Genomic DNA, 14,021 nt, shown 5'->3' with positions numbered 1-14,021 from the left:
ACTGAGATGGCGGCAAAAGTATTAGATGGCAGATATAAACTGATCAAAGTATTGGGTGTGGGGGGATTCGGTCGCACCTATGTTGCCCGCGATATGCGCCGTCCGGGGTCGCCTATCTGCGTGGTCAAGCAACTCAAGCCCGCCAGCGACGATCCGACCTTTATTCGAGAAGCCAGGCGATTATTTAATACAGAGGCGGAAACCTTAGAAAAACTGGGCAAGCACGATCGCATTCCCCAGTTATTGGCATATTTTGAGGAAGAAAATCAGTTTTTCCTGGTACAGGAATTTATTGAAGGTAAGTCGCTGTACGAGGAGATGAAGCCGCTGAAATTGGAGGAAGCAGAACCAGAAGATACTCCTAAAGGTAATGCCAGTAATGCCAATAGTAGTTCGACACCGCAACAGGAGCGACAGCTATCCGAGCCGGAAGTGCTTGCCATGCTCCAGGACACATTGCACGTTCTGGAGTTCGTCCATGCTGAAGGGGTAATCCACCGCGACATTAAGCCAGAAAATCTGATTCGGCGTAAAAGCGATGGCAAGTTAGTCCTGATCGACTTTGGGGCGGTGAAAGCCCTGCAAGAACCTGGCTCGAAACTAGAAACATCAACAAATGGAGAATCGCGGTTTACCGTCACGATCGGTACGCCTGGCTACATGCCCAGCGAGCAGTGCGCGGGCAGGCCCAACTTTAGTAGCGATATCTATGCAGTTGGCATGTTGGCAATCAAGGCGTTAACTGGATTTAGCCCTACTGACTTACCCACAGATCCCGATACAGGCGAGCTAGTTTGGCGCGATCGCACTAAGGTGAGCAATGGCCTGGCGATGGTACTGACGCGCATGGTGCGCTACCACTACAACCAGCGCTATCAATCGGTTAAGGAAGTACAACAGGCTCTATCTGCGTTTACGATTACAGAAGAACAAAAACAAAAGGATAAGGATGCGGCTGGTTCCTCTGCGATGGTGAAAGCGTCTGCCACTTCGCAGGCTGGCGGTATGGCAGCGGCCAGGACGACCAAACCTCAACCGCGATCGAATACAAGCTCTGGTTTATTACTAGGTGTTTTACTACTCGTGGTAGGCGTTACCGCGTTTACAGTTCCCCTCCTCCTCAGACCGCAGAAGTCTAGTATCACCACCACACCAGCCCCTACCATCGGAGCAAACACCCCCAACCCCCAAGCCAGTCCAACCCCCAACCCCCAAGCAACCCCCAATTCCCAAGCCAGCCCAACTGCCTCTCCAGGCAGTACCACACAGACACCCTCCTTTAGCCAGAGCTTGACCCTAAAAGTCAGCGAGGAAAAACTAGAAGAAGGCAGTCTGAAAGCCGATCTGATTAAAAGCTATACCTTCGATGCCAAGGAAGGTCAGGAGCTAAAAACAGAATTGACAGGCGAACATATCACCATGAGTGTAGTTGGCCCAGATAAGGAATATTTAGCGACTCAAACTTTGTCCTGGAGCGGTAAGTTACGCTTTAACGGGACTTACCAGATTCAGTTAAAAGCCAGTAAAGATAATCCTGAAAGCAACTACAAGCTAAAAGTACTGTTGACCGAGCCAGACGCACCGCCAACGCGCACGATCGAAATTACGCCTACCGCTAGTCCGACCGCAACTCCTGCGCCTAGTCCGACAAGCAATTAGGATACTTGCTACTTACCGCCCAGCGCCACTAAAGCCAGAAAACTACCGCTATTCCAGAGGGCATGGAGAAACATGGGGGCGAGTAAATTGCCCGATCGCGCGTACACAAACCCTAAGATCGTTCCCAATACGGTCAGCGGCATTAGATCGGCCAGGTTGAGGTGGGCTACGGCAAATAAGAAGCCGCTAATGGCGATCGCCGACCAGAATGGCACGATTTTAGTTAAAGACGGCATCAGGAAGCCGCGAAACAGAATTTCCTCAAAAAAGGGAGCCGCGATCGCAACAGTTGACCACAAGATTAACTTAGCAATGCTATCCTGGCTTTCCACCAAAATCGGCAGTAATGGATTGCCACCACCATTGCCCTGCAATAACTGCCGACTCAACAAGGAAACCAGAAATACCAAAGGCACGGCAGCTAAGTAACCCAAGATCGCGTCTCTGAGCCAGGTTAGCGGCCAGAATTTTATCTGGAACCAGGGTTTGGCTAAGGGGGCAAAAGGCTTAAGTGAAACCGCGAGGATAGGCAGCATGGGTGCCATGTAGATGACGTAGGGCAGTAATACGGCTAGAGCCTGATCCCTGTAGCTCCAACTCTCATTAGGAATAATGCCTAGCTGTTGTAAGGTAAGTGGCAATAATATTTTAGAGATCGCAATAAACCCCGTGCTCCACAGAATCATGACTTCCCAAGTGGTTTCTGAGGGCCAAGTCACTGTCCATGCTTGAGGCGGAGATTTGGGACTGAAGGGAGATTTATCGGCGAAAAACAACCGCTGCACGCCCAAAAACAGCCAGACTATAATGCCGAGGATCCCTCCAATAATGAGGATAGAACTAGCAATTGCTAAGCGAGAAACCGCTTCTACGGCAGCAATTTGTTCTCGATCCCTCAGTTCAAGTATGCTTTCCTGTCGTTGTTGCGATTGATATAACTGTTCCAGGGCGCGATCGCGAAACCAGCCATCCAGGGTTTGACGGATTTGCGCTTCGGCATCGGGGAAAATTGCGGTTGGCTCCGACCACAGACCTTGCAATATCCTGGCGGTCATCGTCCAGCGCGTAGGTGTTGCCTCTACGCAGATCGAGATCGTGTCGCCCTGGCAGGCAGTTACAGTCTCCCATGTGGCGATCGCCTCAGTCCGCTGACCCAACTGGGTCTGAAGTATGCCTATGCGTAAATCTAACTGTTGATTGCGGTCTTGAATATTGCGGAGTTTTTGTTGAATCGCATTGGCGATGGCAGGGTCGCGTCGGTCGGTGCGATCGGCAAGCGTGGCAATTACTCTTAAATTATTCTTGCGAGCTTCCTGGTAGTTCTTCAGGGCTCGTTCGGTTGCTTTTTGGGTGCCCTCGCCTCCCAAAAGTAAAGACTTCAAAGCTGCATCATTCGTGCCAGTTTGCAGCTCCAAAGCCTGTAATTCTAAGTCAGTTTGAAACAGATCGAGACCGGACATCTCCTGTGGAATACTCCAGCTATCTGCCAGCGTCTGCACCACAAAAAATGCAACCAGAAAAGTTAAGATGCTCAGAATAAAGCGCTTCAAGGCAAGGGTACCAAATTAATTTAGTTAGCCATTAACCATTTTTGCGCATTTAGTCTCTGTACTACACCAAATACCAATAAGTCGAGGGTGGCTTTGCGCTCGTCAATCAAAAATGGTTCGATCGTGCTGGGCTTCAGCCCACCATCGGCACAGGAAAATGCTTTCTGGGCATTAATATCCTGGTTGGTAAAATAAATAGTAAAGGAACGCAGGCCGTTAAACCAGCGCCCTTGCACCTGAGATTGCTCGAACTTGAGGTCTAGATCCCCAATGCCTTTGGCTTGCAAAGCTTTAGCCAGAGCAGGCACGTAGTGTTTCCCCACAAACTCGGCAAAGGGCAATTCCTCGATGGTAGGCTCCTTGACTTTTTCGGCCTTAGCCTTAGCCTTGGGCTTCTCTCCAGTTTTGACTTTAGATTCGGGTGTAGTTTCTTCTGCCATGATTTTACGTGTAGGAATAAGGGATTTTATATTACGTATAATCCTTACAATTAATTTAAGGGTCGCAGGGGCGCAGCCCCCGTTCTGGTTCTGTTCCCCCTTTCCCTGATGGGGAGGGGTTAGAGTTGAGGGTTGAAGGCTTCTTCCCTATGAAGTCAGTAAACAGTTAATCCGCCGACTCTGCCGAGACGACCTGGGGTAGTCCCAAACTGTAGTTCAAAGCACGATGTTTGAGATTGTAGGAGATTTCGCCTTTTTGCAGGAGCGATCGCACGAAATGCTCCAGATCTGAACCAATGCGGCGGAGGTTATAGTCCGTCAGATCCGCACCCTTATAGCTAGCTACTAATTCCTCAAACTTGGCATAGACCTGCTTGAGGGCGCTATCGTTCCAGTTCAGTTCGTTATCGGGGTCAACGTCTAAGGTCAATGCGGACTCACTATCGACTAGCTCATTGTCCTCCACGGTAGCAGCATAAACCTGAATATGTCGGGTAGTTGACTTTAGAGGCATAGATTAAATCTTATATATTGAGGTCTTAGCATAATTGTAAACCTATTTGTAACAGCTTTTAGCTTTTAGCTTTGGGCTTTTAGCTGTTAACGATCTGTGCTGCGAATTGTGTAGCGATCGCCTTAAGCGCTCCACTTGACCGAACAGCCAATTGCTGGTTCTATGGGCTTGGTCACGGTTTCGCCGCGCAATACGCAGTCGATCGCATCGCGCAGATCGCGACTGGTAACTGCACTGGGATCGCGATAGTTGTCATCAATTTGACCTCGGTAGCGCAGAATGCCTTGTCGATCGATGACAAAGGGTTCGGGCGTGCAGGAAGCACCAAAGGCATGGGCCACATCCTGAGTGCGATCGCGCAGGTAGGGGAAATTTAAGCCCCACTCCTGGCCATAGGTTTTCATCTTCTCGAAGCTATCCTCAGGATATTTGCGCTCGTCATTGGCATTGATCCCAATTAAAGTAACGCCTTTGTCCTGGTAGTCGTTTTGAATATCTTTTAAGCGTTCTAGATAAGCTTTAACATAGGGGCAGTGATTGCACATAAAGACGACAACTACTGCACTATACTTCTCCAGGTAAGGAGTTAAGTGGACTACATCACCTGTGGTACTGGGCAACTCAAAATCTGGAGCGTAGGCATTAATTTCCATGATGAAGCGGCTGTCCTAAAATTAAGCTTGAACAAACATATTTTATCTTCTCAGTGGAATATGGCACAGCAAAACTCCAATCGCTGGGACTTGGGACGCTTCCTCAGAACTCTGTGTTACTTTGAAGCTATTCCTGGGTTAGGGACATCCAATCCAGTTTACAGATTATTTCAGTTCGCTCGTGCGGACAATCGATCGGGCAGTTCAATGGGCGAGCAAAGCATCTCTAATCCTCATCCAGAGGTACCTACAGATCGCTCGACATCAAGAGTGGTGTTTGACTTCAGCCAAATATCAGAAGATATAAGCGAGATCTGGGGCGCGCTCGACGATGTCGTGATGGGTGGTGTGAGTGAGAGCGGGATTAGACTTGTCGATGGAATTGCGGTATTCTCTGGCAATGTATCGACGAATAACTCGGGCGGATTTGCTTCCGTTCGCACTCGTAACTTCGAGATGCCCATTAATTTAGCAGGCTATGATGGCATTGAACTGAGGGTTAAGGGTGATGGGCAGCGTTATAAGTTCATGCTGCGTACCTCAACCAAATGGGATGGTGTTGCTTACTGCTATTCATTTGATACACTCGATCGCAACTGGATTGATGTCTGCATTCCTTTTACGTCGTTCGTACCTGTATTTCGAGCGCGGACGGTCAGCGATGCTCCCCCCTTGGAGCTACAAAACATCTATGCTCTGCAACTCATGCTCAGTAAATTTGAGTACGATGGCGATCTCAACCCTAAATTTAGGGCAGGGTTATTTGAGTTGCAGGTGCAGTCAATTAAGGCTTACGGTAAGTCTATGCTAATATCCTGAGACTTGAAAGCAATAGGGGTTGATACTTGTGACCTCAAATAGCGATAACACTAATAAAAACTTACCGGCGGGTGGCGATCGCCCCAGCGATGATAGTGCCGGACGGTCGCCTGTGGGCTTGCACAAGTACGCGCAATGGTTGGCAAATCTTCGGCAAGGCGGACAAGGCACCGATCGTGGGCTTTGGTACAGCCAGGGCATCATGCTCATGCAGGAAAAGCGCTATGAAGATGCCCTGCTGTCTTTTGACCAAATTCTCCAACTTAAGCCCAATTTCTATGAAGCATGGCGATATAAAGGCAATGCGTTACGCAAATTGCATCGCTACCAAGAAGCTATTGATGCTTTTGATATTGCCACTGAGCTTAAGCCCAATTACTGTGAAGCCTGGAGCGATCGCGGGATGGTGTTATCCGAGCTTAAGCGCTATGAGGAAGCGATCGCTTCTTTCGATCGAGCGTTGATTAGTAACCCCAAGTCCTATCATGTCTGGAATAACCGAGGTATTGCCCTGAGCGAACTGCAACGCTATGACGAAGCACTCACCTCCTACGAACAAGCAATTACGCTGAAGTCTAATTTTTATCAGGCTTTGAATAATAAGGGTAATGTCCTGCGCAAATTGCACCAGTACGAAGCAGCTTTACGCGCCTATAACAAAGCGCTTAAATGCAAAGCCAATTTGCACGAGACGTGGAACAATAAAGGCACCGTACTCAGCAGGTTAGAGCGTTACGAGGATGCGATCGCCGCCTATACGGAATCAGTGCGATTAAAACCCAATTATTGTGCAGCTTGGTATAACAAGGGACTGGTAATGGCAAGGCAATCTTTATACAGAGAGGCGATCGCTTGCTTTGAGGCGGTAGTAGCATTGCAACCAGACTATGGTGATGCCTGGTACCAATACGGTAACGTCCTGGCTAAATTAGAACGCTATCAAGACGCGATTGTTTGTTTTGATAGCGCCATTAACGCCAAGCCAGAATTTCATGAAGCCGCCGCCGCCAAAAAGCTGGCTTTGCAAAACCTGAGACAGAAAAACATCTAATCGAAGATCTCGATCGTTAATAAAGCAATAAATCGGAATATAAGCTAAACTCCTATGTTGGTTTGTTGACATAACATATATTTCTATTTCGAGGTAATTGCCGTATGCTCCAAACCGATCGCTGACTGCCGATCGCTGACCGCTATATGTAGTGTGAGGATGTGGATTTGCATAACCTTGTAGACAAGTCTGCAAAAAGCAAAATCGGACATTTTTTATTGCTGGGCAGTACTGTCATGGTAACAAGTTTTGTGTGTCTGCCCGCAAACTCAGCTAGCTGGGCAGATAGCAGGCTGTTCCCCCCTACACCCTCTCCCAAGACTGGTGGTAATCCCGATCTAACTTCACAGTTAGCCCAAGCCACTTCAGAGCCGCTGATTCCGGTTAAAAAGATCGCAATTGTTGGTAGTACGGTCTTTAGCGACGAACAGCTACAAGTTTTGGTTGCTCCGCTCCTCAACCGCTCGGTTACTTTAGTCGAGCTACAAGAGCTTGCAAATAAAGTTACCAAACTCTATCAAGAGAATAACTATATTACATCCCGTGCGGTTCTGCCTGCCGACCAAGATATTAACGATGGTGAAATTGTCATCCAGGTAATTGAAGGGAAACTGGAACGCATAGATATTAAAAAGGACGAGTCAGCCAGGTTATCAGAAGACTACATTCGCGATCGCATTGCTCCAGCCGTCACCGTACCGCTCAACTTTGCCCGCATCGAAGAGGAACTCCAACTGCTGCGCAACGATCCGCTAATTGCTGAGATTAAAGCAAATCTGTCGGCGGGGGAGGGAGGAGGTAGCAGCATCCTGGAAGTAACTGTTAAAGAAGCAAAATTACTGAATCTAGGACTATCGCTCGATAATTATGGCAACTCTGCTACGGGTATATATCGTTTTGGCGTGACTCCCCAATTGCTGAATCTCTCAGGCATAGGCGATCGCCTTGCAGCTAACTACACGCGATCGGGTAGTGCGGATGCTTTTAGTTTTGATTATCAATTGCCGCTCAATCCCAAAGGCGGTACATTGGGATTGAGTTTCGCTTTTGACAGGAATCCCGCTAAGATTACGGCAATTAACTCCCCCGCAACCATAGATATCAGGGCAGATACTCAGATTTACGAACTTAACTATCGGCAGCCACTCGTGCGTACTTTGAGAGAGGAGTTTGCGCTCAGCTTCGGTTTGGCAATCGAGCAAAGCAGCTTCTTTGTCGAAGGCATACCTTTTAATTTGCAAACTGGGAACTCTAATGATGGGGGGTCTCAGGCTACAATCTTGCAATTTGGGCAGGATTTTATCAGCCGCGATCCCGGTGGAGCCTGGGCATTCCGCTCTTTATTTAACTTTGGTATCGACGCGCTCGGTGCCACTGTGAGAAACGATGCCCCAGATGGGAGATTCTTTGCTTGGAACGGACAAGTTTTGCGCGTGCAAAGACTGGGGAGCGATCGCGATACACTAGCCCTACTGAGATTAAGCGCTCAACTAACCGGAGATTCGCTGTTACCACCCAATCGTTTCAGTGTAGGTGGACCGCAGTCAGTTAGAGGGTACCGCCAGAATCAAATTACTGGCGATAGTGGCATTCAGGGATCTTTAGAATTTCAGTTTCCGGTAGTAAGGGATAACGAGGGTACGAGTATTCTAAAGATATTGCCATTTATCGAAGCTGGCACTGTATGGAATGCCAATGGAGAAACCAGTGGATTGTCTCAAACCATCGTAGGTTTTGGCACCGGATTGCTATGGCAACCCAGTCGCAATTTTACAATTCGGATTGATTATGGTATCCCTCTGATTAAAATTAATAACTCCAGTAGTCCTAACAACCTTCAAGATTCTGGTTTATACTTCTCCTTGAGTACTAATCTCTAGTTATCTTGCTGCGATCTCGGAAAGCTAGAGCGACTAGTTCACGTCACATAGGGCGTTGCCCCCAAACCCAATTCTCGTTTTCATCTGAAAACCACTATATAACTATAATCGAAACTAAATGCAGTTGCGGAGACATCTATAAGTAAAGCTTATATTTATATTTGAGCAGCCGTGCTTAGTTTCACAGTTACTTTGGGTAATCTTACCTGGGGGTATTTTCTATTAGTGAAAAAATTACATGGATGCATTTAGTTACACGGGGGAAATTAATTTACCTTCATCGCTCGGGGGATGGCAAATTGCCGGGATTGCCGACTTTAATCGCGACGGCAACGCCGACCTGGTGATGTATAACCCAGCACAAAGCAGTACGAAAATTGCCTTGATGAATCGCGGTACGGTGCTGCAAGAAGTTAATTTGCCCAGTACTCCTGGCTGGAAACCAGTGGCAACCGGCGACTTCAATAAAGATAATAAGGTCGATATCGTGGCAACGCAAACCAATGGCAGTGGTAATCGCGTTTGGTACATGAATGGAACGACCTACTCTCGTTTTGTCGATTTGCCAACCTGGGCAGGCTCTAATGCTGTAGCGGCTGGAGACTTCAACAAAGATGGTAACGCGGATGTCGCGATCTACAACCGTGATGGTCAATGGAGTGGCATCTGGTTGATGCGCGGCACGCAGCAGATTGGTTGGCAAGATCGATCGAATCTGAATGGATTAATCCCTGTTGCTGCCGCCGATTTGAGTAGAGATGGAACTCCAGATTTGATTCTCTATAATCCTACAGATAGCACAAGTCGAGTTGACATCACTAATAGCGGCTCTCCAATCGTAGTACTCCCAACGCTCCCCAATACAAAACCTGTGGGTGCTGGAGACTTTAATCGAGATGGACAGATCGATCTCGTAACTAATAACGTGGTTTCGGGGGCGAACGTGGCGAACCTCTTGACTAAAACAACAGTCAATTCTGGAACTTGGGTATTAAAGTATCGAGAAGACTTTTCCACAGATGTGAGTTGGCCAGAATGGAATCGCTACAGCGGCGTTCCCAGTACGTCAGATATTGATTCATGGAACAAGCCAGCCAATGCTACTGTTGCTAACGGATTTCTGCAACTTACGATTAAGCCCGAGGTGAATGGGGATAAGCATTATTCCGCCGCAGGTATCGATACTGGCTTCGGCTATAAGCAGGAATACGGTAAGTGGTCCGTAAGAGCTAAAGCCCCAGCCGGAATAGGAGTAGGTGGATATGTGGGACTTTATGCTGAAGATGCCCAAGGTAATCCGGTATGGCCGCCAGAAATTGTATTTATGGAAGTACAGGGCAAAGACCCCAAAAATAACGTGATGACAGTGTGGACGCAGGGAAGTTCTGGTCCCCAATATGATGCCACTACATATGTTGGCAGTGACTTTACTACCGCCTTCCATACATACACGGTTGAATACGAACCTGGTTCTATTCGTTGGTATGTTGACGGGCAATTGCGCAAAACCGCAACCCCTTCTGCTATTCCACCCAATCTCAAATGGAAGATCGCGATCGGTACTGGTGTGGGTGCTCCTGGTAATACCTTCATAGGTTCGCCCGATGCTAAAACTAAATTCCCCACGACAATGCAAGTAGACTGGGTTGAGATTTATCAAAGAGCTTAGGTTAAAGCCAGGTGCAATATGTTCGATCGTCCTCAGCCTATTCCCCCACAGCCCGGTCAAGAGTCAGTGTGGGATTATCCCCGTCCGCCTCGCCTGGAGGCTTCGCCTAAGCATATCCGCGTCATATTTAACGACGTGGCGATCGCCGATACGCGCAATGCCAGACGAGTACTGGAAACCAGCCATCCCCCCGTCTACTACATCCCGCCAGAGGATATCAAGATGGAATATTTGGAGCGATCGCGGAACTCTAGTTTCTGCGAGTGGAAAGGATTAGCAGGCTACTATTCTATTTCCGTCAACGGTCAGCAATGCCAAAATGCTGCCTGGTTTTATCCCAACCCAACCCCTGCTTTTGCCGCCATTAGAGACTGCGTGGCTTTTTACCCGCATCTGATGGATGCTTGCTATGTTGATGGCGAGAAAGTAGAACCGCAGCCAGGTGGATTTTACGGCGGCTGGATTACTAAAGATATTGTAGGTCCCTTTAAGGGCGAGCCAGGGACAATGGGCTGGTAGATGGGGTTCCCTCTAACCCTCATCGTCGCAAGGGTTTAGCATTTGTCTGACAATCGTCGCATCAAATGCAAGCATTCGTCGCAAATGCTAAACTCCAGCCTCTAACCTCCATCCTCCAATAAACTCTTCAGACGCATCGGATCGCCCTGGTCGATTACTTTCCCGTCTTGCAAAAGGAAGGCTCCGTCGGCATAGTCTAATTCGTTAAGTCGATGGGTTACCCATAATGCTGTGAGGGATTTTTCTTTGACTAAGCTACGGACAGCGGCAACTAAGTCGATCTGGCTGTCGCCGTCAAGTAGCGCAGTTGGTTCGTCTAAGAGCAATACTTCGGAATGTCGAGCGATCGCTCCGGCGATCGCTACCCGTTGCTTTTGCCCGCCGCTGAGCGCATAGATGGGGCGGCGTTGAAAGTTATCCAGGTTAACAGCACTAAGTGCCCGATCCACGCGTATTTGGGTATTGAGGTAAGAGAGATTTTCTGCCACTAAGCCAAATGCCACATCCGCTCCAACTGTAGGCATTACCAACTGGTGATCGGGGTTCTGAAATACAAAACCCACGGGTCGCTCGATCTCGATATGGCCTGACGCAGGAACTAGCAGGCCTGCCAATAGTTTTAAAAGAGTTGACTTCCCGCTACCATTAGTCCCCAGTAGCATCCAGAACTCACCTTTGGGAACGCTGAGCGTACACTCGTCCAGGACAACCTCGCCTGAATTCCAGGCAAAAGTTAAATCTTGCACCGCGATCGCACTTGTTGCTACTGGGAGATTGGTAGCCATTGTGTTTAATTGCGCACGAAGCCAGCGCCCAGGTTGGCGGAAGCTCCTGTTTTCTCCGATATTTGAACCGCAGAAATTTCGCTGGTAATAATTGCTAACTTTTTATCTTCTTGCTTATCGCAAGTCAGTTCTAGGACAACAGTGTTGCTGTTGGGGCTGATGGCTGACAAAATTAGCTTGTACAAACTCTCAGCGGATTCCCTGTCCTTACGTTGAACTGATAGAGCAATGGGATTTCTTTTCAGAGTTAACTCGATGGTATACATGTAAACAGTTACGTCCGTAAATTAATAGCAGTTCAGGTGCCTACTATTCAGTATGACACCAAGACCGACGTAGAGACAATTCATCTCTGCGATCGCCCCGATCGATTTAGGGTAGACGTGGGTGGCAGGCACGGGGGCGCTGCCCCTACAGCCCCTACAACCCCTACCTACAATTATCGGTACAATTAACCCTCTGACACCTGGAAGATAAAGCTGACTTTATCGCCTTTACCTAGAGAGACGCGATCGCCAGCCCGAAGGCGATGGCGATTGCCACTAGCCAGTGGAATGTTATTTATGTAGGTACCGTTAGAACTGCCCGTATCCTCAAAGTAGAAAGCCCCACCCTCGTAGCGAATGTCGCCATGTACGCGAGAGACGATGTCTGAGTCGGGAAATCCCGATACATCAATGTCTGGCGGGATCATATTATTGGGCTTGCCGATATGAACCACCTGCAGATTGGTCGGTAACTCCATGGTTACATTAGTCTGGACGTGCAGTAGGGAAGCGGATATTCTCTGAAGCTGGGTTTTGACATTAATGGGAGCCTTGGGAAGCTCGGGCAAAGTTTCAAGCGACAGCGATACATTGGCTGCAGATGGATTGCTCACCTCAGTTTTCTCTGGCATAGCAGCTACCTTTACAGGCGGAACAGTTTCTGTCACTGGAACAAAAGCAGCAGGATCTACGGCAAAAGTAGAGGCATCATCTGCCGCACGACTGGCATGTTCTTCATGATGGCTAATTGCACGCAGGTCAAACCCGCAATGACCGCAAAAACTGGCATCTGACTGAACAGAAGTGCCACAACTGGGGCAGTCAATTGTGGTTACGACTGGTAAGGGTGTCAAGCAAGCTTCGCATTGAGTTGCGTTGTCTGGATTTTGGTGAGAACAACTAGGACAAGTAATCATGGGTTATTCGTGAGAAGGTTTTTGCAACACGGTTTTAGAAACAATACGAGTGGTCTTACGTTCTGCCTCGCTCAGATTGCTACCGGACTGCAGCCTTGTAGCACTACTTTGTAAAACGGTCGCGGCTTGTCGATCGCCCATTTGCAAAGCAGTTTTAGCAGCAGACTGTAGCATCGTGGCAGCGCCAGTGCGATCGCCCTGTTTAAGCTTATCCTCAGCTAGTTGCGTCTGTCGATATTTGGCAAGCGCCAGCACGTAATTTTGCACCGATGGATCGGTTTGGGCGCGAAAGTCCCGAACTAGCTCCGCTTCTACAGTCACTGGTTCAGAAATGACGCTTGTCTTCGCGATCGCCGGATTGTCGTAGCGAATTTGGGCAGTCAGTATGTCGATCGTATTGGGCAAACTGCCAGGTACGGCCTCGGGGGAGTTAGCGTTAATGTAAAGGTTAACCACTACTACCCTTTCAGCTTCAGTCATTAGATCCCCCAAACGCACCATAACTAGATTGCCTTCCGATTGAGCGGGCAACTCGATCGCTTCGGGTTCCACTTGAGCAATGGGCTTAAGCTCGGCCAGGCGCACGTTGGGTGCCAGTTCTAGCAGCAAGTGGGCATTTGTCAAACCAACAGACTGCACCCGCTGCAATAGACGATTAAATTCATCGGCTGCCCGATCCGGGGAGGCAATATAAGCCATAGTACCGCCACCGGCATCGGCAATGCGCTCTAGAACATCCTGATTCCATGCATCGCCGAATCCAAGAGTATGCAGCGTAATGTTATATTCTGCCGCCAGGCGAGCGAACTGCAAGCAACGGTCGTTATCGCCGTGCTCGTTTTCACCGTCGGTTAAAACAAACGCTTGAGCGATCGTGCCCTCTCTAACTTTGCCAAGTTCTTGCAATCCCAGTTTGATCGCATCGTCAATGCAGGTTCCCCCAGAGGCTTTCAGCGACTGAATTTTGTCTTTGAGCATTTCTGGCCGATCGAGGGTTTGATTTTCGACGATTACTTTGGCTTTATGGTCAAATGCCACCACGCTCAGCCGATCGCTGTAATGCATGCGATCGATGAGATCGATCGCTGCGGCTTTTACCGTATCTAAAGGTCTACCCCCCATAGAACCGCTACGATCTAATACCAGACAAAGATTGAGCGGTGCGCCACCCATACGGGTATCGTTAATTGCCGATACCTTGATTGCTAATTGACGTTGCTGGCTGTTGCCCTGGGAACTGTCAAGACAGCGATCGCTTAAACTACAAGACAGATTTACGCTCATTTACAGTGACTTAAC

16 protein-coding genes are annotated in these 14,021 nt (G+C 48.6%); 7 read left to right on the top strand and 9 right to left on the bottom strand.

From position 1 onward, the window contains the following. The first annotated feature begins 6 nt into the window (after positions 1 to 6). On the top strand, positions 7 to 1,659 hold the full coding sequence (locus PSE6802_RS34535; protein ID WP_019502189.1) for a serine/threonine protein kinase: 1,653 nt from the start codon (positions 7 to 9) through the stop codon (positions 1,657 to 1,659). A gap of 8 nt (positions 1,660 to 1,667) precedes the next feature. Here the strand turns inward: PSE6802_RS34535 and PSE6802_RS0121945 are convergent, their stop codons facing one another. From PSE6802_RS0121945 to PSE6802_RS0121930, 4 genes are all read right to left on the bottom strand, one after another. Continuing rightward, positions 1,668 to 3,209 (bottom strand): CPBP family intramembrane glutamic endopeptidase, encoded by a 1,542-nt coding sequence (locus PSE6802_RS0121945; protein WP_019502188.1) that lies wholly within the window; start codon positions 3,207 to 3,209, stop codon positions 1,668 to 1,670. 20 nt (positions 3,210 to 3,229) lie between these two features. Further along, positions 3,230 to 3,649, bottom strand: coding sequence for a DUF2996 domain-containing protein (locus PSE6802_RS0121940; protein WP_019502187.1), 420 nt, complete (start codon positions 3,647 to 3,649; stop codon positions 3,230 to 3,232). A gap of 166 nt (positions 3,650 to 3,815) precedes the next feature. Continuing rightward, complete coding sequence (ndhM, locus tag PSE6802_RS0121935; protein WP_019502186.1) at positions 3,816 to 4,163, bottom strand: NAD(P)H-quinone oxidoreductase subunit M; 348 nt, start codon at positions 4,161 to 4,163, stop codon at positions 3,816 to 3,818. A 122-nt stretch (positions 4,164 to 4,285) separates the two neighbouring features. Continuing rightward, positions 4,286 to 4,816, bottom strand: a complete 531-nt coding sequence (locus tag PSE6802_RS0121930; protein WP_019502185.1) for a thioredoxin family protein — start codon at positions 4,814 to 4,816, stop codon at positions 4,286 to 4,288. A gap of 60 nt (positions 4,817 to 4,876) precedes the next feature. Between PSE6802_RS0121930 and PSE6802_RS0121925 the strand changes: the two genes are divergently transcribed. Together PSE6802_RS0121925 and PSE6802_RS29970 are read left to right on the top strand one after the other, a co-directional pair. Continuing rightward, positions 4,877 to 5,635, top strand: coding sequence for a CIA30 family protein (locus PSE6802_RS0121925; RefSeq protein WP_019502184.1), 759 nt, complete (start codon positions 4,877 to 4,879; stop codon positions 5,633 to 5,635). A 28-nt stretch (positions 5,636 to 5,663) separates the two neighbouring features. Continuing rightward, entirely contained in the window at positions 5,664 to 6,686 is a 1,023-nt protein-coding gene (locus PSE6802_RS29970; protein WP_019502183.1) for a tetratricopeptide repeat protein, read from the top strand. 83 nt (positions 6,687 to 6,769) lie between these two features. Here the strand turns inward: PSE6802_RS29970 and PSE6802_RS35510 are convergent, their stop codons facing one another. Beyond that, on the bottom strand, positions 6,770 to 6,898 hold the full coding sequence (locus PSE6802_RS35510) for a hypothetical protein (protein ID WP_019502182.1): 129 nt from the start codon (positions 6,896 to 6,898) through the stop codon (positions 6,770 to 6,772). Between the two features lie 24 nt (positions 6,899 to 6,922). Between PSE6802_RS35510 and PSE6802_RS0121910 the strand changes: the two genes are divergently transcribed. From PSE6802_RS0121910 to PSE6802_RS0121900, 3 genes are all read left to right on the top strand, one after another. Continuing rightward, positions 6,923 to 8,566, top strand: coding sequence for a ShlB/FhaC/HecB family hemolysin secretion/activation protein (locus tag PSE6802_RS0121910; RefSeq protein WP_019502181.1), 1,644 nt, complete (start codon positions 6,923 to 6,925; stop codon positions 8,564 to 8,566). 238 nt (positions 8,567 to 8,804) lie between these two features. Continuing rightward, positions 8,805 to 10,235, top strand: a complete 1,431-nt coding sequence (locus PSE6802_RS0121905) for an FG-GAP-like repeat-containing protein (protein WP_019502180.1) — start codon at positions 8,805 to 8,807, stop codon at positions 10,233 to 10,235. Positions 10,236 to 10,253: 18 nt separating this feature from the next. Further along, entirely contained in the window at positions 10,254 to 10,754 is a 501-nt protein-coding gene (locus PSE6802_RS0121900) for a DUF427 domain-containing protein (protein ID WP_019502179.1), read from the top strand. A gap of 101 nt (positions 10,755 to 10,855) precedes the next feature. Here the strand turns inward: PSE6802_RS0121900 and PSE6802_RS0121895 are convergent, their stop codons facing one another. Beyond that, positions 10,856 to 11,539 (bottom strand): energy-coupling factor ABC transporter ATP-binding protein, encoded by a 684-nt coding sequence (locus PSE6802_RS0121895; RefSeq protein ID WP_019502178.1) that lies wholly within the window; start codon positions 11,537 to 11,539, stop codon positions 10,856 to 10,858. 5 nt (positions 11,540 to 11,544) lie between these two features. Then, positions 11,545 to 11,805: a hypothetical protein gene (locus PSE6802_RS0121890; RefSeq protein WP_019502177.1), complete on the bottom strand. Its 261-nt coding sequence runs from the start codon at positions 11,803 to 11,805 to the stop codon at positions 11,545 to 11,547. A 36-nt stretch (positions 11,806 to 11,841) separates the two neighbouring features. Between PSE6802_RS0121890 and PSE6802_RS33790 the strand changes: the two genes are divergently transcribed. After that, complete coding sequence (locus tag PSE6802_RS33790) at positions 11,842 to 11,994, top strand: hypothetical protein (RefSeq protein ID WP_156815620.1); 153 nt, start codon at positions 11,842 to 11,844, stop codon at positions 11,992 to 11,994. On the opposite strand, the gene PSE6802_RS0121885 is transcribed toward PSE6802_RS33790, so the two are convergent. Together PSE6802_RS0121885 and PSE6802_RS0121880 are read right to left on the bottom strand one after the other, a co-directional pair. After that, positions 11,991 to 12,722, bottom strand: coding sequence for an FHA domain-containing protein (locus PSE6802_RS0121885; protein WP_019502176.1), 732 nt, complete (start codon positions 12,720 to 12,722; stop codon positions 11,991 to 11,993). The two genes, PSE6802_RS33790 and PSE6802_RS0121885, sit on opposite strands and share 4 nt — an antisense overlap. A 3-nt stretch (positions 12,723 to 12,725) precedes the next feature. Next, complete coding sequence (locus tag PSE6802_RS0121880; RefSeq protein ID WP_019502175.1) at positions 12,726 to 14,006, bottom strand: vWA domain-containing protein; 1,281 nt, start codon at positions 14,004 to 14,006, stop codon at positions 12,726 to 12,728. Positions 14,007 to 14,021 lie beyond the last annotated feature (15 nt).

This window comes from Pseudanabaena sp. PCC 6802 (assembly GCF_000332175.1).
In the GTDB taxonomy this organism is placed as follows: Bacteria; Cyanobacteriota; Cyanobacteriia; order Pseudanabaenales; family Pseudanabaenaceae; genus PCC-6802.
The sequence above is the reverse complement of the archived record's forward strand: the minus strand, read 5'-3'. Positions and strand labels throughout refer to the sequence as shown.

Excerpts from the sequence above, each read along its gene's own strand:
- PSE6802_RS0121905 (WP_019502180.1), top strand. The coding sequence starts at position 8,805 with ATGGATGCATTTAGTTACACGGGGGAAATTAATTTACCTTCATCGCTC.
- PSE6802_RS0121940 (WP_019502187.1), bottom strand. The coding sequence starts at position 3,649 with ATGGCAGAAGAAACTACACCCGAATCTAAAGTCAAAACTGGAGAGAAG.
- PSE6802_RS0121880 (WP_019502175.1), bottom strand. The coding sequence starts at position 14,006 with ATGAGCGTAAATCTGTCTTGTAGTTTAAGCGATCGCTGTCTTGACAGT.
- PSE6802_RS0121885 (WP_019502176.1), bottom strand. The coding sequence starts at position 12,722 with ATGATTACTTGTCCTAGTTGTTCTCACCAAAATCCAGACAACGCAACT.
- PSE6802_RS0121900 (WP_019502179.1), top strand. The coding sequence starts at position 10,254 with ATGTTCGATCGTCCTCAGCCTATTCCCCCACAGCCCGGTCAAGAGTCA.
- ndhM (WP_019502186.1), bottom strand. The coding sequence starts at position 4,163 with ATGCCTCTAAAGTCAACTACCCGACATATTCAGGTTTATGCTGCTACC.
- PSE6802_RS0121890 (WP_019502177.1), bottom strand. The coding sequence starts at position 11,805 with ATGTATACCATCGAGTTAACTCTGAAAAGAAATCCCATTGCTCTATCA.
- PSE6802_RS0121925 (WP_019502184.1), top strand. The coding sequence starts at position 4,877 with ATGGCACAGCAAAACTCCAATCGCTGGGACTTGGGACGCTTCCTCAGA.
- PSE6802_RS0121895 (WP_019502178.1), bottom strand. The coding sequence starts at position 11,539 with ATGGCTACCAATCTCCCAGTAGCAACAAGTGCGATCGCGGTGCAAGAT.
- PSE6802_RS34535 (WP_019502189.1), top strand. The coding sequence starts at position 7 with ATGGCGGCAAAAGTATTAGATGGCAGATATAAACTGATCAAAGTATTG.
- PSE6802_RS35510 (WP_019502182.1), bottom strand. The coding sequence starts at position 6,898 with ATGTCCGATTTTGCTTTTTGCAGACTTGTCTACAAGGTTATGCAAATC.
- PSE6802_RS0121910 (WP_019502181.1), top strand. The coding sequence starts at position 6,923 with ATGGTAACAAGTTTTGTGTGTCTGCCCGCAAACTCAGCTAGCTGGGCA.
- PSE6802_RS0121930 (WP_019502185.1), bottom strand. The coding sequence starts at position 4,816 with ATGGAAATTAATGCCTACGCTCCAGATTTTGAGTTGCCCAGTACCACA.